This is a genomic window from Micromonospora qiuiae (assembly GCF_016863555.1).
Taxonomy (GTDB): domain Bacteria; phylum Actinomycetota; class Actinomycetes; order Mycobacteriales; family Micromonosporaceae; genus Micromonospora; species Micromonospora qiuiae.
In genome coordinates this window covers 1-19,380 of sequence record NZ_BOPC01000035.1, presented here as the reverse complement: position 1 = coordinate 19,380, position 19,380 = coordinate 1, and the positions used below count along the sequence as shown (strand labels likewise).

17 protein-coding genes are annotated in these 19,380 nt (G+C 71.2%); 10 read left to right on the top strand and 7 right to left on the bottom strand.

Annotation, left to right across the window (positions count from 1 at the left end):
* Window positions 1-11 precede the first annotated feature (11 nt).
* Window positions 12-905, top strand: a complete 894-nt coding sequence (locus tag Vqi01_RS13885) for a serine hydrolase (protein ID WP_204035194.1) — start codon at window positions 12-14, stop codon at window positions 903-905.
* Window positions 906-933: 28 nt separating this feature from the next.
* On the opposite strand, the gene Vqi01_RS13880 is transcribed toward Vqi01_RS13885, so the two are convergent.
* A complete protein-coding gene (locus Vqi01_RS13880; protein ID WP_204035193.1) occupies window positions 934-1,932 on the bottom strand; it encodes a TerC family protein in 999 nt (332 codons plus the stop codon).
* A 143-nt stretch (window positions 1,933-2,075) separates the two neighbouring features.
* On the opposite strand from Vqi01_RS13880, the gene Vqi01_RS13875 reads away from it, so the two are divergent.
* Entirely contained in the window at window positions 2,076-2,369 is a 294-nt protein-coding gene (locus Vqi01_RS13875; RefSeq protein WP_204035192.1) for an antibiotic biosynthesis monooxygenase family protein, read from the top strand.
* A 92-nt stretch (window positions 2,370-2,461) separates the two neighbouring features.
* On the opposite strand, the gene Vqi01_RS13870 is transcribed toward Vqi01_RS13875, so the two are convergent.
* Complete coding sequence (locus Vqi01_RS13870; protein ID WP_204035191.1) at window positions 2,462-3,310, bottom strand: helix-turn-helix domain-containing protein; 849 nt, start codon at window positions 3,308-3,310, stop codon at window positions 2,462-2,464.
* A 111-nt stretch (window positions 3,311-3,421) separates the two neighbouring features.
* Window positions 3,422-5,530: an excinuclease ABC subunit UvrB gene (gene uvrB, locus Vqi01_RS13865; protein WP_204035190.1), complete on the bottom strand. Its 2,109-nt coding sequence runs from the start codon at window positions 5,528-5,530 to the stop codon at window positions 3,422-3,424.
* Window positions 5,531-5,932: 402 nt separating this feature from the next.
* Between uvrB and Vqi01_RS13860 the strand changes: the two genes are divergently transcribed.
* Complete coding sequence (locus Vqi01_RS13860; protein WP_204035189.1) at window positions 5,933-7,543, top strand: hypothetical protein; 1,611 nt, start codon at window positions 5,933-5,935, stop codon at window positions 7,541-7,543.
* Between the two features lie 21 nt (window positions 7,544-7,564).
* Here the strand turns inward: Vqi01_RS13860 and coaE are convergent, their stop codons facing one another.
* Both coaE and rpsA read right to left on the bottom strand, forming a co-directional pair.
* A complete protein-coding gene (gene coaE / locus Vqi01_RS13855) occupies window positions 7,565-8,746 on the bottom strand; it encodes a dephospho-CoA kinase (protein WP_204035188.1) in 1,182 nt (393 codons plus the stop codon).
* A gap of 224 nt (window positions 8,747-8,970) precedes the next feature.
* Complete coding sequence (gene rpsA, locus Vqi01_RS13850) at window positions 8,971-10,458, bottom strand: 30S ribosomal protein S1 (RefSeq protein ID WP_204035187.1); 1,488 nt, start codon at window positions 10,456-10,458, stop codon at window positions 8,971-8,973.
* Between the two features lie 357 nt (window positions 10,459-10,815).
* On the opposite strand from rpsA, the gene Vqi01_RS13845 reads away from it, so the two are divergent.
* From Vqi01_RS13845 to Vqi01_RS13815, 7 genes are all read left to right on the top strand, one after another.
* Window positions 10,816-11,619: a class I SAM-dependent methyltransferase gene (locus Vqi01_RS13845; protein ID WP_204035186.1), complete on the top strand. Its 804-nt coding sequence runs from the start codon at window positions 10,816-10,818 to the stop codon at window positions 11,617-11,619.
* 105 nt (window positions 11,620-11,724) lie between these two features.
* Window positions 11,725-12,276, top strand: a complete 552-nt coding sequence (locus Vqi01_RS13840) for a Uma2 family endonuclease (protein ID WP_204035205.1) — start codon at window positions 11,725-11,727, stop codon at window positions 12,274-12,276.
* Window positions 12,277-12,312: 36 nt separating this feature from the next.
* Window positions 12,313-12,528, top strand: coding sequence for a hypervirulence associated TUDOR domain-containing protein (locus Vqi01_RS13835; protein WP_189043635.1), 216 nt, complete (start codon window positions 12,313-12,315; stop codon window positions 12,526-12,528).
* Window positions 12,518-12,949, top strand: coding sequence for a DUF3140 domain-containing protein (locus tag Vqi01_RS13830; protein ID WP_204035185.1), 432 nt, complete (start codon window positions 12,518-12,520; stop codon window positions 12,947-12,949). Before Vqi01_RS13835 ends, Vqi01_RS13830 begins: the two co-directional genes overlap by 11 nt.
* A 92-nt stretch (window positions 12,950-13,041) precedes the next feature.
* A complete protein-coding gene (locus Vqi01_RS13825; RefSeq protein WP_204035184.1) occupies window positions 13,042-13,791 on the top strand; it encodes an SDR family NAD(P)-dependent oxidoreductase in 750 nt (249 codons plus the stop codon).
* A gap of 62 nt (window positions 13,792-13,853) precedes the next feature.
* On the top strand, window positions 13,854-14,258 hold the full coding sequence (locus tag Vqi01_RS13820; protein WP_204035183.1) for a MerR family transcriptional regulator: 405 nt from the start codon (window positions 13,854-13,856) through the stop codon (window positions 14,256-14,258).
* A 297-nt stretch (window positions 14,259-14,555) separates the two neighbouring features.
* Entirely contained in the window at window positions 14,556-15,074 is a 519-nt protein-coding gene (locus tag Vqi01_RS13815) for a DUF6624 domain-containing protein (RefSeq protein ID WP_204035182.1), read from the top strand.
* Window positions 15,075-15,131: 57 nt separating this feature from the next.
* Here Vqi01_RS13815 and polA read toward each other — a convergent pair whose 3' ends face one another.
* Together polA and Vqi01_RS13805 are read right to left on the bottom strand one after the other, a co-directional pair.
* Entirely contained in the window at window positions 15,132-17,831 is a 2,700-nt protein-coding gene (polA, locus tag Vqi01_RS13810; RefSeq protein ID WP_204035181.1) for a DNA polymerase I, read from the bottom strand.
* Between the two features lie 38 nt (window positions 17,832-17,869).
* Window positions 17,870-19,366 (bottom strand): RNA-guided endonuclease InsQ/TnpB family protein, encoded by a 1,497-nt coding sequence (locus Vqi01_RS13805; protein ID WP_275408802.1) that lies wholly within the window; start codon window positions 19,364-19,366, stop codon window positions 17,870-17,872.
* Window positions 19,367-19,380: the final 14 nt, after the last annotated feature.

Here is a 19,380-nt window from a genome sequence, read left to right as displayed (position 1 = left end):
GGCCCCTTTACATGCACCAGGCGTTAATAGGGGGCCCTTCCTTTCATCAACGGCTGGACGGGGTGCCGGGGACGATCTCGGTGTACGCGGGACGGCTCGCCGCCCCGCCCACCTGGACCCGGCACGCCGAGGCCACCCACTACGCGGCGAGCACGATGAAGCTGGCCGTGCTCGCCGCCCTGCACCGCGCCGCCGAGGCCGGCCGGCTCGACCCGGACACCCCGGTCGAGGTCCGCAACCGGTTCACCTCGGCCGCCCCGGACGCGCCCGCGTTCTCCTGCGCGCGGCAGCATGACAACGACGGCGCCGTCTGGGACCGGCTCGGAGAACGGGTTCCGCTGCGCTGGCTCGCCGAGCGAATGATCGTGATGTCCAGCAACCTCGCCACCAACCTGGTCATCGAACACGTCGGTCTGGACGCCGTGGCCGAGGTCTGGGCCCGGGTCGGTGCCCGGCACAGCGTCACCGGCCGCGGCATCGAGGACTTCGCCGCCCGCGAGGCGGGCATCACCAATCTGGTCACCGCCGCCGACCTGGCCGCCCTGCTCGACGTCGTCGCCAGTGGCGCCACCGCCCCCGGGCCGGTCGCCTCCCCCACGGGCTGCACCGCAATGCTCGACGTGCTCTGCGCCCAACAGATCCGTCAGGACCTCGCCGAAGGGCTGCCCGACGGCACCCGGCTGGCACACAAGAACGGCTGGGTGCGCGGCGTACGGCACGGCGCAGCCGTGGTCTTTCCCGACGATGCCCCCGCCTACCTGCTCGTCGTCTGCACCAGCCGGCCGCTCCGCGACGACCAGCGCAGCGACCGGGCCGACTGGGCGGCCCGCCGGCTGCTGGCCGACATCTCCGCCCGGGTCTGGCGCGCCCGCCACGACCTCACGCCCGCACCGCCAGGCCGGTGACCCCGAACCAGTACGCCCCGGGCCGGACTCAGCGGCGGACGTCGGCGAGTTCGCGTCGCCGGTCCCGGGATGACTTGACCAGGCTGGCGGCGGTGGCGACGGAGAGGGTGACCAGGATGACCAGCAGCGACAACCAGATGGGGATGTGCGGCGCCCAGCCGACGGGCTCGCCACCGTTGAGGAAGGGCAGGTTGTTCTCGGCCAACGCCTCGAGGACCAACTTGACCCCGATGAAGCCGAGCACCACCGCCAGGCCGTAGCTCAGGAAAATCAGCCGGTTCAGCAGCCCGCCGAGCAGGAAGTACAGCTGTCGCAGCCCCATCAACGCGAAGACGTTGGCGGTGAAGACGAGATACGGCTCGTGGGTGATACCGAAGATCGCCGGAATCGAGTCGAGGGCGAAGATCAGGTCGGTGGTACCGATGGCGATCATGACGATGAGCATCGGGGTGAACATCCGCCGGCCGTTCTCCCGTACGGTCAACGCGGCTCCGTCGTATCCCCGGGAGATCGGCAGAGCCCGCCGGCTCCACCGGATGAGCACGTTCTCCCGGAACTCCTCCTCCGCCGACTCACCCTGCCGGGCCAGATTGATCGCCGTGTAGATCAGGAAGGCGCCGAAGATGTAAAAGACCCAACCGAACTGGCTGATCAGCGCGGCGCCGGCGGCGATGAAGGCACCCCGCATGACCAACGCGAGCACGATGCCGATGAGCAGCACCTTCTGCTGATACGCCCGAGGCACCGCGAAGCGGGCCATGATGATGATGAACACGAATAGGTTGTCGACCGAGAGGCTGTACTCGGTCAGCCAGCCGGTGTAGAACTGCCCGGCGACGCTTGCGCCGGCGGTCAACCAGAGCCCGGCACCGAAGAGCAGCGCCAGCCCCACGTAGAGCGTGACCCAGAGGCTCGACTCCCGAACACTCGGCTCATGCGGACGGCGCCCGATGATGAGCAGATCCACCAGGAGCACCGCGGTCAGGGTAACGAGCGTAGCCGCCCACACCAGTCCGGACACATTCACAGTCTCATTCCTCCGACAGCCACCCGGCAACCGGCACACCGTACGCTGCCGGTGTCAGGCCGCTCACCCCCACTCGGCTTCCTAGGAGGCTAGGGGCACCCCGGCCTCGGCGGGACATTCCTCGCCATGGCAGGCTGACCGGCATGGTACTTGAGGTCGCGCTCATCGACATCCGCCCCGGCAACGAGGACGCCTTCGCCGCCGCGTACGCCGAGGGGCACAAACTGCTCGCCAGCACACCCGGCTGCCGATCGGTGCGGATGACCCGGGGCATCGAGTCGCCCTCCCGATTCGTCCTGCTGGTGGAGTGGGATTCGGTCGAGGCGCACGAGCAGAACTTCCGGGCCTCCGACCGGTTCACGCGGTGGCGTGAGCTGATCGGTCCACACTTCGCCGCCCCACCCCGGGTCGAGCACTTCATCGACGTAGCGGCCTGAATCCTGTCGTACCGTCGTTCTATCCTGCGCCTCGCGTCGACCCGGTCCCGACGGCTACGGGGGCGCCGGGCCCGGGGCGACGCGGGAAGCCGTCACTCGTCCAGCCGGCGGGCCATCACCCGCACCGTCTCCTCCGCCGGTAGCGCCGCCTCCAGCAGGTAGTCGGTGATCCGCTGGTACCGCTCGACGTCGGTCACAGTGGTCAGCCGCACGTCGGTGGTCAGCGCCTCCAGCATCACCGTCCGCGGATCCGCCGGATCGGGAAAGGAGTAGCAGGAGAACGGGGTGAGCGGCAGCGGCCCCGGCCCGGCCAACAGCAACCGGATGGTCACGTGCGGCAAGTCGGCCAGGTCGAGCAGGTGCCGCAACTGCTCACGCCAGACCTCGATGGGGTCACCACGGGGCTCGCAGGCCGCCGCGGAGATCAGCGCGGTGTAGCGGGGCGGGTCCACCCGGCGCAGCACCGCGTGCCGCGCGGCGCGGGCGCGCAGGTCGGCCTCGATGTCCACCGCCGGATCGATCAGCTGGCCGGCGGCGATGCGCTGGCGCGCGTACGCCGGAGTCTGCAACAGGCCGGGCACGAGAGCCGGCTGGTACTCCACGATGCTCGCCGCGCCGGCCTCCAACTCGGCGTACGTGCGCTGTCGCTGGCCCATCTCCCCCAGCGACTTCCACCAGCCCCGGCTGATCGCCGCGTCCCGGGCGATGATGATCAGCGCGTCCCGCTGGGGCGGGGGCACCTGGTAGACGTCGAGCAGATCGAGCACGTCGGCCAGGTCCGGCCGGCTCTGCCCCAGCTCGATGCGGGACAGTTTCGAGGTCGACGCCCACCCGAGCCGGTCGCACACCTGCTCCAGCGTCAGCGCTTCCCGTCGCCGGAGCTGGCGCAGCTCTGCGCCGAGTCGTGCGCGTCGAATGACCGGACTCGTTGGTAACGGCATTCCCGCCTCCCCACGGAGGGAGAGTACGCACGGCCATCACCCAGCGCAATAGGATGCTCGCATTCAGCTATGCCCTATCGTGCAAAGTGGACGTGGCGAACCGGCCCAGGCTCACTTCACCCCGGCGGCGTCCATTCCCCGCAGCTCCTTCTTGAGCTCGGCGACCTCGTCGCGGATCCGGGCCGCCAACTCGAACTGAAGCTCTCGCGCGGCGGCCAGCATCTGATCGTTGAGCTCCTGAATGAGCTGCGCCAACTCGGCCCGCGCCATGCCCTCGCGGGCCGGGGTGCCGGTGCCGGCGCGGACCCGGCTGCGCGTCTCCTTGACCGGAGCCTTGCCCCGGGACAGCTGCCGCACCGCACCGCCGACCCGGGTCGCCTCGGTGTCCTCCGCCTCGCGGTAGATGTCGTCCAGGATGTCGTGGATCTTCTTGCGCAGCGGCTCGGGGCTGATGCCGTGCGCCTCGTTGTGCGCGATCTGCTTGGCCCGCCGCCGGTTGGTCTCCTCGATCGCGTCCGCCATCGACGGCGTGACCTTGTCGGCATACATGTGCACCTGGCCGGAGACGTTGCGGGCGGCCCGACCGATGGTCTGGATCAGCGAGCGGCCGCTACGCAGAAAGCCTTCCTTGTCCGCGTCCAGGATCGCCACCAGGGACACCTCGGGCAGGTCGAGGCCCTCGCGCAGCAGGTTGATGCCGACCAGCACGTCGTAGTCGCCCCGGCGCAGCTCGCGCAGCAGCTCGACGCGGCGCAGCGTGTCGACCTCGGAGTGCAGGTAGCGCACCCGGATGCCGTTTTCCAGGAGGTAATCCGACAGGTCCTCGGCCATCTTCTTGGTCAGCGTGGTGACCAGCACCCGCTCGTCGCGCTCGGTGCGCAGCTTGATCTCGTGCATCAGGTCGTCGATCTGGCCCTTGGTGGGCTTGACCACGACCTCCGGGTCGACCAGGCCGGTCGGGCGGATCACCTGCTCGACGAACTCGCCCTGGGAGTGTTCCAGCTCCCACGGCCCCGGGGTGGCCGACAGGAACACCATCTGGCCGACCCGCTCCAGGAACTCGTCGAACCGCAACGGGCGGTTGTCGGCGGCGCTGGGCAGCCGGAAGCCGTGGTCGATCAGCATCCGCTTGCGGGAGGCGTCGCCCTCGTACATGCCGCCGATCTGCGGGATGGTCACGTGCGACTCGTCGATCACGGTGAGGAAGTCGTCGGGGAAGTAGTCGAGCAGGCAGTGCGGCGGGCTGCCGGGCAACCGGCCGTCGATGTGCATGGAGTAGTTCTCGATGCCGGAGCAGAAACCGACCTGCCGCATCATCTCGATGTCGTAGGTGGTGCGCATCCGCAGCCGTTGCGCCTCCAGCAGCTTGCCCTGCCGCTCCAGCTCGGCCAGCCGCTCGCCCAACTCGGTCTCGATGTCGCGGATGGCCCGCTCCATCCGCTCCGGACCGGCCGCGTAGTGCGTCGCCGGGAAGATCAGCAGGTGGTCCACCTCGCGCACCACGTCACCGGTGAGCGGATTGAGGTAATAGAGCTTCTCCACCTCGTCGCCGAAGAGCTCGACCCGGACGGCGAGCTCTTCGTACGCCGGGATGATCTCCAGCGTGTCGCCGCGGACCCGGAACGTGCCGCGCTGGAAGGCCATGTCGTTGCGGGTGTACTGGATGTCGACCAGCCGGCGCAGCAACTGGTCGCGGTCCAGCTCCTGGCCGACCGCGACGCGCACCGCACGGTCGAGGTATTCCTCCGGGGTGCCCAGCCCGTAGATCGCGCTGACCGTGGCGACAACCACCACGTCGCGGCGGGTGAGCAGCGACATGGTCGCCGAGTGCCGCAGCCGCTCGACCTCCTCGTTGATCGAGGAATCCTTCTCGATGTACGTGTCGGTCTGCGGAATGTAAGCCTCGGGCTGGTAGTAGTCGTAGTACGAGACGAAATATTCCACCGCGTTGCCCGGCAGCAGCTCGCTGAACTCCTTCGCCAGCTGGGCACAGAGCGTCTTGTTGGGCGCCAGCACGAGCGTGGGCCGTTGCAGTCGCTCGATCAACCAGGCGGCGGTGGCGCTCTTGCCGGTGCCGGTCGCCCCGAGCAGCACCGTGTGCCGGTCGCCACGGCGCACCCGCCGCTCCAGATCGTCGATCGCTGTCGGCTGGTCGCCAGCCGGCTGGAACTCGCTGACGACCTGGAAACGTCCGTCGAGCCGGGGAATGTCGAGCGCCATGACCTCAACGGTACGCCGCAGGTCCGACAGTCCGGGCCGACTACGCCCGGCATCTGATCGGCTTCGATATTCGCATTGTATGGTCCTTCTCACCCGGCTACGATTTTGTCGTAGGCCGCTCGCGGCGGCCGACCGGTCCGGCGGCGAGCCGCACAGGCCGCCCCGGCGCCGGCACCGAGGGTCGCAGCACCCGGCACTTCCGGTGTGCGCACCCGGCGTGGTCGCGCCGAATGCGCAGACCGGCCGCCGCGAGCGCCGCCACGTCGTCACCCGACCGGGGTCCGGCCCGTTCATCCTCCCGTGGAGAACACCTCACGACCGGCGCCCAGCAACCATCGCACCGATCCTGCGGGCGATCCGGCCGCACGCCCCACCCGGCCCGGCCGCCCGTCGAGCCCTCCCGTGGGTCGCGCCGAACGCCGACATCGCGCCAGCACCCGGCTGCACCGCGCCGGCACCACCCCGCCCGTGCACCTCGGCCTCACCGGTGCGGTGGCCGGTCCGCCCGGCAGCCGACCCGGGCTGCGTCGCGCCCGGGTGCCGGCCGGCCTGCTCGACCCGATCGCAGGCGACCCGGCGGAGGACGAGGAGCTCGCCGGGTCGCGCGACGAGGTCGGCGAGACGCGGCGGCGAGCGGCCCGGCGACGCCGCCTCGCCCTGGCCGGGCTCGCCCTGACCGCGGTGGTGTCGGCGACCATGCTGGTGGCCATGCTGGTCAACTGGGCACCCGGCGAGCCGGCGGCCCGGGAGATGACGAGGGCCGAGCGGGACCGGCTGGCCGCCATGCGGGTCACCAACTACCGGGAGCTGCGCGCCGGGTTGCGTGTCATGGTCGGCGACGCAAGTGCCCGCACCGACCTGCTCGGCTGGGTCGACTGGGCCCGGCAGCTGGTCTACCTGGACGTGACCGGGCCCGGTGCCGGCCAGCTGCGCGGTCTGGTCCAGGCCACCCCCACCGTGCTGGTGCTCCGCCCCGATCCGGCGGCGGTGCCGGCGCCCGCCATGCCACCGTTGGTCCCACCGAGCGACGGCTGGCGACTGCCCACCGACCGGCGGCTCGACCCCGTGCTGAACCTCGTCTTCGCCCTCGCCAGCGACCGCCCGGACCCGACCGACGGGCTGTCGGGCCGCTGGGTGGGCCAGGAGCAGGTCAACGGGGAGACCGTCGACGTCCTGGCCGCCCGGCTGCCGGGCGCCGGCCCCGACGGCCGCGTGATTCGACCACCGGGCGCCGGCCCGGACGACGGCGGGGTGCCGGGCCGGGGGCGGCCACCCGGCGACGAGGCGACGCGCTACTGGCTGGACCCGGCCGGGCGCCTGCACCGGCTGGCGACCAGCCTGCCCGGAATCGGACCGGTACAGGTGCAGCTGAACCGCGCCGACCGGCCCACGCTGCGGCCGGTCGACGCGCTGGGCGGCCGGGTCGGCCTGCCCCGCGCCCTCACCGCCGCCGAGCGGGAGCGCTGGCGTGGGCTGCCCGCCCGGCTGCGGGCCGCCGGCGGCGCCGCCATCACGGTGACCGCTCCCGCCGCCATCGGCACGAACCTGCGCGGCGCGGGATGGTTAAGCTGGACCTCGGGCAGCGTGTACCTCGGCGTCACCGACCTCGACGCGGACGGCCGGCGAACCCTGCTGCGCCGGGACCGGACCGGACTGGCCCAGATCGAGCAGGACCGGGCCGGCGACGCCGAAGATTCCCCACCACTGCCGCCACCGCGCGCCGGCTGGCGGACCGGCCCGCACCGCAGCGAAGCCCTGGCCCCGCTCTTGGACGCCGCGTTGCGGGTCGCTCGCGGCAGCGGGCCACCGGGCGGCGTGCGACGCATCCGCGGGGACAAGCTCGCCGGCAGCGTGGTCGACGTCATGGAGGCTGGCACGGCCAGGGACCGGGTGCGCTACTGGGTCGGGCGTGACGGCCTGCTGCGCCGGCTGGAACTGCCGACCCGGGGCGGCGCCTGGGCACAGCTCGACCTGACCCCCGGCCGGGTGCCCCGGCTGACCGCACCACGCTGAGCGCTGGGGGGTCCGTGCGGCTCAGGGACGCCAGCCCGTCCCGGCCGCCCACTCCTCCGCCCGCAGGTGCTCCTCGTCGAACCACGGGTCCTTCGCGGTGGCGTACGCGCCGTTGTCCGGCGCGGCGGCCGCCAACTCCCGCTTGAGCATCAGGTAGGCCGCCCGCCGGTCGGGATCCGCCCGCAGGTGGTCGCGCATCAGCAACGCGTACCGCCAGCCGGGTGAGCCGGTCACCCGCAGGTGCAGGTGAACGGGACGGGCCGGGTCGGCGCTACCGTGCAACCGCTTCTCCCACCGGCCGCTGCCGGCCGGTCGCGGGCTGTCCCACCAGTCGCCCGGCAGCCGGGGAAAGCCGGCCTCGGCGAGGCGCCCGGCCAGTGGCCCGTCGGCCTCGGCCAGCGACGGCACGCTGAGCTGGATGTCGATGACGTCCTTGGCGGGCAGGCCGGCCATCGCGGTCGAACCGATGTGGTCGATCCGCAGGTCGGCGGGGGCGATCGCGTGCCGGATCCGGGCGGCGATCCGGGCGTACTGCTGCGGCCAGGTCGGGTCCGGCTCGGTCAGCGTCACCCGGCCCGTGCCGACCGCCCGCCGGTGCCGCACGTTCTCCTCGAAGGGGACCAGCCGGTCGTGCCAGAGCGCGTCGACCGCCGCGTGCAGTTGCGCGAGGGTGCCGTCGTTGGTGAGCAGCACATCCGCCGCTGCGGCGCGGCGCGCGTCGTCGGCCTGCGCGGCGATTCGCCGCTCGGCCTCCGCGCGGCTCATCCCCCGGTCGCGGGCCAGCCGCTCCAGCCGGGTGGCCACCGCCGTCTGCACCACCACCACCAGGTGGTACGTGGGCGCCAGCCCCACCTCGACCAGCAGCGGTACGTCGTTGACCAGCACTGCGTCCGCCGGTGCGGCGGCGACCAGTTCCGCGGTACGGGCCCGTACCCGGGTGTGGACGATGGCCTCCAGCCGACGGCGCGCGGCCTCGTCGGCGAAGACCAGGTCAGCGAGGGCGGCCCGGTCGAGGGCGCCGTCGGCGTCGAGTACCCGGTCGGAGAAGGCGGCCACCACCTCGGCCAGCCCTTCGGTGCCCGGCGCGACCACTTCCCGCGCCACCTGGTCGGCGTCGACAAGCACTGCGCCGCGCTCCACCAGTCGCCGCGCCACGGCGCTCTTGCCCGAACCGATTCCGCCGGTCAGCCCCACCCTCAGCACGGCACCAGTCAACCCGATCATCCCACCCCCGCCAACCCCGCTCCCCCACCCACCCCGCGTTGATCATGGGGTTGGCGGTTGATCTCCAAAGTGACCGGGAAAGGGACGGGAACGGCAAAGGGCCCCGCCGAGGCCCGGGGGACCGGGTCGGGGCGGGGCCCTTCGTCAGCCGACAGCGCCGGGTTGCGGCGCGGCGGATGTGCCGAACTGGAGTTGTCGCAGGGTCACTTGCCGCCGGCGAGCTTCTCCCGCAGCGCGGCGAGCGCCTCGTCGGTGGCCAGCGTGCCCGAGGGCTCCTCGGCCTGGCGGCTCGGGGCCGCGCTGGTCGTGGTGGTGGTGCCGGTGGCGGCGGGCTGCGGGTTGGCAGCGGCCTCGGCCTCGGCGGCCCGGGAGGTCTGCACCTGCTTCTGGTGCGCCTCCCAGCGCTGCCGCGCCTCGGCGTACTGCTGCTCCCACGCCTCGCGCTGCTTCTCGTACCCCTCGAGCCACTCGCCCGTCTCCGGGTCGAAGCCCTCAGGGTAGATGTAGTTGCCCTCGGCGTCGTAGGTCGCGGCCATGCCGTAGAGGGTCGGGTCGAAGTGCTCCTCGCCCTCGACGAAGCCCTCGTTGGCCTGCTTGAGCGACAGCGAGATCCGGCGGCGCTCCAGGTCGATGTCGATGACCTTGACCATGACCTCGGAGCCGACCTGGACGACCTGCTCCGGGATCTCCACGTGGCGCTCGGCCAGCTCGGAGATGTGGACCAGGCCCTCGATGCCGTCGTCCACCCGGACGAAGGCACCGAACGGCACCAGCTTGGTGACCTTACCCGGCACGATCTGCTGGATCGCGTGGGTGCGGGCGAACTGCCGCCACGGGTCCTCCTGCGTCGCCTTCAGCGACAGCGAGACCCGCTCGCGGTCGAGGTCGACGTCCAGGACCTCGACCTCGACCTCCTGGCCCACCTCGACGACCTCGGACGGGTGGTCGATGTGCTTCCAGGACAGCTCGGAGACGTGCACCAGGCCGTCCACGCCGCCGAGGTCGACGAACGCGCCGAAGTTGACGATCGAGGAGACGACGCCCTTGCGGACCTGCCCCTTCTGGAGCTTGTTGAGGAACTCGGTGCGCACCTCGGACTGCGTCTGCTCCAGCCACGCCCGGCGGGACAGCACCACGTTGTTGCGGTTCTTGTCCAGCTCGATGATCTTGGCTTCGAGCTCGCGGCCCACGTACGGCTGCAGGTCGCGCACCCGCCGCATCTCGACCAGGGAGGCGGGCAGGAAGCCGCGCAGCCCGATGTCGAGGATGAGGCCACCCTTGACCACCTCGATGACCGAGCCGCGGACGACGCCGTCCTCGTCCTTGATCTTCTCGATCGTGCCCCAGGCCCGCTCGTACTGCGCCCGCTTCTTGGAGAGGATCAGCCGACCCTCCTTGTCCTCCTTCTGGAGGACCAGGGCCTCGATGTGGTCACCGACCGAGACGACCTCTGCCGGATCCACGTCGTGCTTGATCGACAACTCCCGAGAGGGGATGACACCCTCGGTCTTGTAGCCGATGTCGAGCAGGACCTCGTCCCGGTCGACCTTGACGACGGTGCCTTCGACAATGTCGCCGTCGTTGAAGTACTTGATGGTCTCGTCGATCGCGGCGAGGAAAGCCTCCTCGGAGCCGAGGTCGTCGACGGTGACCTTGTTGGCGCTCGAGGGGGCCTCGATGCTGCTCGTCATGTGGGCGGTTGCTCCGGTCGGATGGTGTGTCACAGCAGGTTGGTGTCGCGGTGACCTGTGCGCGCCAACGGATCCGTCGGCGGGCCCACCCGGAAATCGCTGAACGAGATCTTGATGTGACTCCGTCGACCGCGCACCTGCTCCCTGCCGAGGCACACGATCCGCGAGCGCATCGTCTACCCTACCCGTTGCATTACCACAGCGTGCAAGCCCTCCCGGCTCCTGATCGCCGCACCAGCCGCGAAAGCGGAGATTTCGACCAGAGGGCCCTACCCCCGGGCGCCGGACCGCCACCCGACCCGCCGTGAACGCCGGCCCGGCGTCGTGACCGTCCGCGGCGGGGCCTAGCGTGAACTGGTGGACGACAACCGGGTGACCCGGCGCCGGGTCAGTGACGTCGAGGCGCGCCGCGCCAACCGCCACTGGTGGGACGCTGACGCCGACGCGTACCAGGCCGAACACGGGGACTTCCTGGGCGACGTGGACTTCGTCTGGTGCCCGGAGGGGCTGCGCGAAGCCGACGCCCGGCTGCTCGGCGAGGTGGCCGGACGCCGGGTGCTGGAGGTCGGCTGCGGGGCGGCGGCCTGTGCCCGCTGGCTGGCCACCCAGGGCGCCCGGCCGGTCGCCGTGGACCTGTCCGCCGGCATGTTGCGCCACGCCGTCCAGGCCGCCGAGCGCACCGGCGTACGCGTGCCGCTGGCCCAGGCCGACGCGCTGGCGCTGCCGTTCGGCGACGCGAGCTTCGACATCGCCTGCACGGCGTTCGGGGCGGTGCCGTTCGTCGACGACTCGGCGGCGTTGATGCGCGAGGTGCACCGGGTGCTGCGCCCCGGCGGTCGCTGGGTCTTCTCGGTCACCCACCCGATGCGCTGGATCTTCCTCGACGACCCGGGCGAGGCCGGGCTGGTAGCCGTGCACTCGTACTTCGACACCCGGCCGTACGTGGAGCAGGACGAGCACGGCGTGGCCAGCTACGTCGAGCAGCACCGCACCCTCGGCGACCGGGTCCGCGAGTTGGTCGGCGCCGGGTTCCGGCTGGTGGACCTGGTGGAACCGGAGTGGCCCGAGGGACACGAGGGAATCTGGGGGCAGTGGAGCCCGCTGCGCGGGCGGCTCTTCCCCGGCACCGCCATCTTCGTCACCGACAAGCCGGCCGACTGAACGCCGCACCCCTGGTGCGACGTCTGTCTCGTTCCTCGGCGGTACGCTCGGCCCATGAGCGCCGAGCCCATCCCGACATCACCTGGCCCATGGTGTCCGGACCCGATGCGGCAGCAGCGCGCGGACTACACGCTGGAGGATTTGCTCGCCCTGCCGGACGACGCCCCCCGCGTCGAACTCGTCGACGGAGTCATCCAGGTGACACCCTCCCCCACCCTGGGCCATCAGGACATCTCATTCCTGCTTGCTTCGTGGCTGCGCTCCCATGCGCCGGCCCACCTGCGCGCCACCCAAGCGGTCGGCGTGGCGCTCAGCCACAACACCAGCCGGCAACCGGACGTGCTGCTGTGCCGCGCCGGACTGGCCTCCGACCGGTCCCGGCTCCGGCCGGCGGACGTCGTCCTGGCCGTCGAGGTGGTTTCGCCGGGCACCCGCCGGGTCGACCGGTTCGCCAAGCCGGGTGAGTACGCCGCCGCCGGCATCCCGTTCTACTGGCGCGTCGAACAGAACCCCGTGCACCTGTACGCCTACCGCCTCGGAGACCGGATCGGGCCGGGCGGTGAGCGGCAGTACGAGCTGGTCGTCGACAGCGCGGAGCTGATCGAGCTGAGCGACCCCTTCGACATCAAGCTGCCGATCACCGAGATCACCCCCTAGCCGTTTCCGCCCGGTGCCCTCGGGTAACCCGGCGGCATGGCCGACAAGGAGTTCCGCAGGGGCGACCACGTCTCCTGGGCCAGCCACAGCGGCCGGGCGTACGGAGTCGTCAAGGAGAAGCTCACCGAACGCACCCACGTACGCGGACACGCGGTGAACGCCTCCCCGGAGGAGCCGCAGTACCGCATCCGCAACGACGACTCGGGCCGGGACGTCGCCCACCGCCCGGAGGTGCTGCGCCGTGAGTCGTAGCGTCGATCCGGAGCAGACCTACCGGGAGTTCACCGAGGCGGTGAACATGAAACCCGGCGAGCTGTCCACGTGGTTGGAGACCGAGGAGTCCAAGCACGTCGGCTGGCAGAAGAAGGGCACCGAGGGCGGCGAGTCGGTCGGCCACGAATCCGGCCGGAAAATCATCGACCTGCTGCGCCGCAAGCGTGACCAGCTCACCGAGGCCGACTACAAGCACATGCGCAAGGTCGTCGGGTACGTCCGGCGGCACATGGCGCAGCGGCCGAGCGGCGACGTCCGCGAGACCCGGTGGCGGTACTCCCTGATGAACTGGGGCCACGACCCGGTCAAGGCCCCGCTGCCGCCACCCGGCGGCCCGTCCCGCAAGGCTCTCGAGCGACACGGCGCCCCACCGAAGGAGCGCCGGGGACCGGGCCGCTGACCCGCGACGCGCCGGTCGAGCACCCGAAGCGAGCCCCGCGCCCGCTGACCGCTTGACCCTGCCGCTGACGGCAGGGTCGGACGATCATCGGCATGAACGATGTGCACCGAAGAGTCGCCGTTGTCACCGGTGCGGGCACCGGCATCGGCCGGGCCACCGCCCGCGCCTTCAGCGCCGACGGCGCCCACGTCCTGGCGGTCGGTCGCCGGACCGGGCCGCTGGCCGAGACCGCGGCCGGCCACCCGCTGATCACCCCACTGGCCGCCGATGTCACCGCCGCCGACGCGCCGGACCGGCTGGTCAACGCGGCCCTCGACCGGTACGGCCGGCTGGACGTGCTGGTCAACAACGCCGGGGTCGCCGGCGACAGCCCTCTCGCCGAGTTCGACGAGACGGCCGCCCGACGGCAGCTCGACACCAACCTGCTCGCCCCGGTCCGGCTGGTTCACGCCGCACTGCCCGCGCTGACCGAAACCCGAGGGGTGATCGTCAACGTCACCACCTCCATCGGCCAGCGTGCCTGGCCCGGCTCCGCCGTGTACGCCGCCGGCAAGGCCGCCCTCGACTCGCTGACCCGCAGCTGGGCGGTGGAACTGGCGCCGCACGGCATCCGGGTGGTCGCGGTGGCCCCGGGCGCGATCGACACACCCATCGGCGAGCACCTGGGCCTCTCCCCCGAACAGCAAGCGGCGGTACGTCGGTGGCAACTCGCCCACACGCCCCTGGGTCGGATCGGGCACCCCGAGGACGTAGCCTGGGCGATCCGGCACCTGTGCGACCCGACGGCGGGCTTCATCACCGGGGTGGTGTTGCCAGTCGACGGTGGAGCTGTGGTCGCCTGAGGCGACGAACGAGCGGTCCGAGGCCTCGGGCGTGACGGCATGGAACGGAACGAGGTCGGCGAATGCGGATCGGCGAACTGGCGAGGGCCACTGGCAGCACTCCCCGCGCCTTACGTCACTACGAGCAGCACGGCCTGATCACGTCCCGCCGCGCCGCCAACGGCTACCGGCACTACGACGCGGGCGCGTTCGTCCGGGTCCGCAACATCCGGCACCTGCTCGCCGCCGGTCTGACCCTTGCCGACGTTCGGTTCTTCCTTCCCTGCCTGGACGGTGATGTGACCGCGGCCCCGCCGTCGCCCGCCGGCATCCGGGTGGCCCAGGCCCGGCTCGCCGCGCTCGACGCCCGGCTCGCCCAGCAGCGCGCCATCCGCGACCGACTAGCCGCCGCCCTCGACGAGTCGTTGACGGGCGTGTTGCAAGGCGGGCCGGGCCGCGAGGGACACCAGCCGGCAGCCAGAGCCTGACGGATGCCTGCTGCCTACCGTCGTCTGCTCGGTTTCGGCGGAATGGTGGAATTCTGGTGGCACACGATCTGGCCCTCGCCGCCACCAGCGGCCTAACTCCGACGTATAGAGGTGACCGGATCTGCCGGTCATACTTCGAAGATGGGGAAAGCGTCAGCGGCGATGTGGTGCTGCGCCGCGGTGGGTCTTCTCATCGCAGGCGCAGCGGCGTGCGGAGGCGGTCAACGCGGAGAGGTACGACCGGATGCAAGTGCGTCCCTTGCCGGTCCGGAACACGCCGGCGAGGTGCTCTGCGAGGTGCACGACGTTGCACCGCAGCAGCGGCGGGAGACACCGACCGAGCCGGGGCTACGGCGGGAACTCCTGGAGATGGCCGAGGCTGACCAGGCCGAGCGCACCGGCGAGGCGAACACCAACAACGACGTCCGCCGGACCGACCGGCTCCGCGACATTGTGAACAGGCACGGCTGGCCGGACGCGCGTCTCGTGGGCGTGGACGGTGCCAGTGCGGCCTGGCTGATCGCCCAGCACGCCGATCACGACGTCGCGTTTCAGCGTCGGGTGCTGGGACTGATGTGCGTGGCGGTGGCCGCCGGGACCGCCGACGCGACCGAGTTGGCCTATCTGGAGGATCGGGTCGCGGTGAACTCCGGACGGCCACAGATCTACGGCACCCAGTTCGGCGGATGCGAGGATGGACGGTCGGTGCCGAGGCCGATCGCCGACGAGGCCGGGGTGCACGAGCGGCGTGCCAAAGTCGGCCTCCAGCCGCTGGAGGAGTACCTCGCACAGTTCCAGGACGCCTGCGACGAATAGGCGACCCTCGCCCTGCGGCGACGACTTGACCTCGGGCTGCCCGGAAAACCCTCGGCCTCAGTGGTCGGCGCTGTTCCAGTCGGGGCCGTCGCCGATCGAGACCTCCAGCGGCACGGAGAGGGGGTACGCCCCGCCCATCTCGCGCCGCACCAGCTCCTCCAGTGCCGCCCGCTCTCCTGGCGCCACCTCGAAGACCAGCTCGTCGTGCACCTGCAGCAGCATCCGGGAGCGCAGCCCGGCGTCGCGCAGCGCGGTGTCGACGTGCAGCATGGCGACCTTGATGATGTCGGCCGCGGAGCCCTGGATCGGGGCGTTCAGCGCCATCCGCTCGGCCATCTCCCGGCGCTGGCGGTTGTCGCTGACCAGGTCGGGCAGGTAGCGGCGGCGGCCCAGGATGGTGGAGGTGTAGCCGTCCTGGCGGGCCCGGGCCACCACCTCGTGCAGGTAGTCGCGGACGCCGCCGAAGCCGGCGAAGTAGACCTCCATCAGCCCGCGCGCCTCCTCGGCGCTGATGCCGAGCTGCTGGGACAGGCCGAACGCGCTCAGCCCGTACGCCAGGCCGTAGTTCATCGCCTTGATCTTGCGTCGCTGGTCCGGGGTGACCTCGGTCACCGCCACCGCGAAGACGGAGGAGGCGGTCGCCGCGTGGAAGTCGTGCCCGGAGTTGAACGCCTCGATCAACGCGTCGTCCGCCGACAGATGCGCCATGATCCGCATTTCGATCTGGCTGTAGTCGGCGGTGAGCAGGCATTCGTACCCCTCCCCCACCACGAAGGCACGGCGGATGCGCCGCCCCTCCTCGGTGCGGATGGGGATGTTCTGGAGGTTGGGCTCGGTGGAGGAGAGCCGACCGGTGGCGGCCACCGTCTGGTTGAACGTGGTGTGGATGCGCCCGTCGTCGGAGACCGACTTGAGCAGCCCGTCGACCGTCGACTTGAGCCTCGCCACGTCCCGGTGGCGCAGCAGGTGATGCAAAAGCGGATGCTCGGTCTGCGCGTAGAGCCACTGCAACGCGTCGGCGTCGGTGGTGTAGCCCGTCTTGATCCGCTTCGTCTTGGGCAGGTTCAGCTCACCGAAAAGGATCTCCTGGAGCTGCTTGGGCGAGCCGAGGTTGAACTCCCGGTCGATCACCGCGTACGCCCCCTGGGCGGCGGCCTTGACCTCGGCGGCGAAGTGCGCCTCCAGCTCCGAGAGGTAGTCGGTGTCGGCGGCGATGCCGGTGCGCTCCATGTCGGCGAGGACCCGCATCAGCGGTAACTCCACCCCAGCCATCAGCCGGGCGGACTGCTCGCCGTCGCGGGACAGCTCCGCGTCGATCGCCTCGGCCAGGTCCAGGGTGGCGCGGGCCTGGAGCATGAGGTTCTGCTCGGCCTCGCCGTCGGCGCCGAGCCCGTCGAGCGTCAGCTGGCCGTTGTCGGGCGCGTCGACCCGCAACTCGCGGTGCAGGTAGCGCAGCGCCAGGTCGGTCAGGTCGTAGGAACGCTGGTCGGGGCGGGCCAGATAGGCCGCGATCTGGGTGTCCCGGGCGATGCCGGCCAGGGCCCAGCCGTGCGCGGCGAAGGCGAGCACCGCCGGCTTGCTGTCGTGCAGCACCTTGGGCCGGGTCTCGTCGGCCAGCCAACCGGCCAGGGCCGCCTCGTCGGCCGCGTCGAGCGCGGTCGGGTCGAACCAGGCCGCCGCGCCGTCGCCGGTGGCCAGGGCCATGCCGATGACGCTGGCGGTGTGCCGCCGGTTCGGGCCGGTGTCGAGCTTGACCGCCACCCCCACCGGGGTGCCGGCCGGTGCGTGCGTCGCCAGCCAGTCGGCCAGGGCACCCGGTGCGGTGAGCAGCTCACCGGCCAGTTCGAAGCCCGCCTCCGCCTCCGGCTCGACCGCCTCGAGGTATTGGTAGAGCCGGTCGCGCAGGATGCGGAACTGGAGGGTGTCGAAGACCTGGTGCACCGCCTCGCGGTCCCAGCCCTGCCAGCGGGCGTCGTCGGGGCGGATGGGCAGCTCCAGGTCGGTGACCAGGCAGTTGATCTCATAGTTGCGGATCACGTCGGCCAGCCGCTCCCGCAGGCTGTCGCCGGCCTTGCCCTTGATCTCGTCGGCGCGGGCGATGATGCCCTCCACCCCGCCGTACGCGTTGATCCACTTTGCCGCGGTCTTCGGGCCGACGCCGGGAACGCCGGGCAGGTTGTCGCTGGTTTCGCCGACCAGCGCGGCCAGGTCGCGGTAGCGCTCCGGGGCGACGCCGTACTTGGCCTCGACCGCGGCCGGGTCCATCCGAGCCAGGTCCGACACGCCCTTGCGCGGGTAGAGCACAGTGATCTGCTCGTCGACGAGCTGGAAGGCGTCCCGGTCACCGGTGCAGATCAGCACCGGCATGCCCGCATCGCGGGCCTGGCAGGCCAGGGTGGCGATGATGTCGTCGGCCTCGTAGCCCTCCTTCTCCAACGCCGGAACACGCAGCGCGGCCAGGACCTCCTTGACCAGACTGACCTGGCCCTTGAAGTCGGTGGGGGTCTCGCTTCGGCCGGCCTTGTACTCGGCGTACCGGTCGGTGCGGAAGGAGCGACGGGACACGTCGAAGGCGACCACGATGTGGGTCGGCCGCTCGTCGCGGAGCACGTTGATCAACATCGAGGTGAAGCCGTAGACCGCGTTGGTCGGCTGCCCCGTCGTGGTGGAGAAGTTTTCCACCGGCAGGGCGAAGAAGGCCCGGTATGCCAGGGAGTGTCCGTCGACGAGGAGCAGGCGCGGCGTCGTAGCTGTCACGGCAGCGACTCTACAGCGTGTCCCAAAAGTCCCTTGGGTCATGAGACACCGCCCTTCTCGGGCGTCCCTGCCGTCACGGATATTCGTGGCGGCAGGGTTCCTCCGTCATCGGGGCTGGTTTCACCGGCGCGTGGGCGCCGGCCAGAGCCGTCCCCTCGAGAGGCATTGATGACCGGGCCTCGTACTTCGGGGTCCCGGGTCTGGGCATGGTGCTGCTCGGCCCAGACAGCGAGGTTGACCGCCGCGTTGACGTCCCGGTCCGCCGTATGCCCGCACTCGCCGCAGCGGAAGACACGCACGGACAGGGGCAGTGCCGGGCCGACGGCGCGGCAGGCACTGCACATCCTGGTGGACGGGTACCACCGAGGTGCCACGGCGGCCTGCCCGCCCCGCCAGCGTTGCTTGTAGCCGATGATCCGGGCCAGATCCGCCCATCCCGCATCGGAGATGGCGGCGGCCAGACGCCGGTTACGCAGCATGCCGGCGGTGTACAGGTCCTCCAGAGCCAGCCGGTCGTGAGTCTTGACCAGCCGATTGGCGACCTCGTGCAGAAAGTATCGACGCACGTTCGCAACACGCAGATGGACACGAGCCAGCCGGGCCACAGCCTCAGCCCGGTTGCGCGAGCCGCGCTGTTTGCGGCTGACCTGGCGGGACAGACGCCGCAGCCTCGGCAGCGCGGCCCGCAGCGGACGCGGCGCATCATCGACACGCGCCACCTCCCGGCCGGTGGTGTCGGCGGCCACGACGAGGGCGGCAAGACCTCGATCGGCACCCACCCAATCACCACTGCTGTCGGCGTCGGGGCGGGCCGGGTGTTGGCAGGCGGGGTGCAGGTCCGCCGCCTCCACCGTCACCGTGATGGTCCACCGGCCGGCCCGGCAAGAGACGGTGGCATACCGGATGTGGGCTCGGCCGGTGCGGATCATCCGCCGGAGCCGGCCCGTGTCCTCTCGCACCCTCAGGATCCCGATCCTCGGCAGACAGACACTCCGAGGCCCTGTCGTCAGATCCCCGACCCGGATGCTCGCCCGACCCGCCTTGGTGGTTTTGCAGCGGATCCGGAACGACGGCCGGGTCCGGGCCTTACGTTTGAATGCCGGGAACCCCACCCGGCGGCCCGGCCGTTTCCCCGCACGGGAATCAGCCCACGCGGTCAGTGCGCGGCCCAGATCGACAGCGGCTTCCTCACACACCTGCTGACACACCTGCGCCCGCCACGACAACCCCGTCGCCACGATCTCCGCCGAACCGGCCGCATCGACCACGAAGCGGCGACCCGCCCGCGCCGAGCACTTCCACGAGTTGAACGCGTTGATCAGGTCGAAACCCGACCACGGCACCACCACCGGCACGCCCCGGCGCTTCGCTTCCAGGGCTTCCTTCACCAGAGCCAGGCACTGGTTGAACGCGAACCGGGACGCCCCCGCATGACGGGCCAACACCACCGCCTGCGACGGTGATGCATCGACCGTGAACCGGAACGCGGTAAACCTCCCCACAGCCCCACAGCATGCCCGCCACCTACGACACATCTGAAACATGCCCC

Excerpts from the sequence above, each read along its gene's own strand:
- uvrB (WP_204035190.1), bottom strand. The coding sequence starts at position 5,530 with ATGGCGCTCGACATTCCCCGGCTCGACGGACGTTTCCAGGTCGTCAGC.
- rpsA (WP_204035187.1), bottom strand. The coding sequence starts at position 10,458 with ATGACGAGCAGCATCGAGGCCCCCTCGAGCGCCAACAAGGTCACCGTC.
- Vqi01_RS13885 (WP_204035194.1), top strand. The coding sequence starts at position 12 with ATGCACCAGGCGTTAATAGGGGGCCCTTCCTTTCATCAACGGCTGGAC.
- Vqi01_RS13870 (WP_204035191.1), bottom strand. The coding sequence starts at position 3,310 with ATGCCGTTACCAACGAGTCCGGTCATTCGACGCGCACGACTCGGCGCA.
- Vqi01_RS13835 (WP_189043635.1), top strand. The coding sequence starts at position 12,313 with ATGGCCGACAAGGAGTTCCGCAGGGGCGACCACGTCTCCTGGGCCAGC.
- Vqi01_RS13875 (WP_204035192.1), top strand. The coding sequence starts at position 2,076 with ATGGTACTTGAGGTCGCGCTCATCGACATCCGCCCCGGCAACGAGGAC.
- Vqi01_RS13840 (WP_204035205.1), top strand. The coding sequence starts at position 11,725 with ATGCGGCAGCAGCGCGCGGACTACACGCTGGAGGATTTGCTCGCCCTG.
- Vqi01_RS13820 (WP_204035183.1), top strand. The coding sequence starts at position 13,854 with ATGCGGATCGGCGAACTGGCGAGGGCCACTGGCAGCACTCCCCGCGCC.
- Vqi01_RS13825 (WP_204035184.1), top strand. The coding sequence starts at position 13,042 with ATGAACGATGTGCACCGAAGAGTCGCCGTTGTCACCGGTGCGGGCACC.
- Vqi01_RS13805 (WP_275408802.1), bottom strand. The coding sequence starts at position 19,366 with ATGTGTCGTAGGTGGCGGGCATGCTGTGGGGCTGTGGGGAGGTTTACC.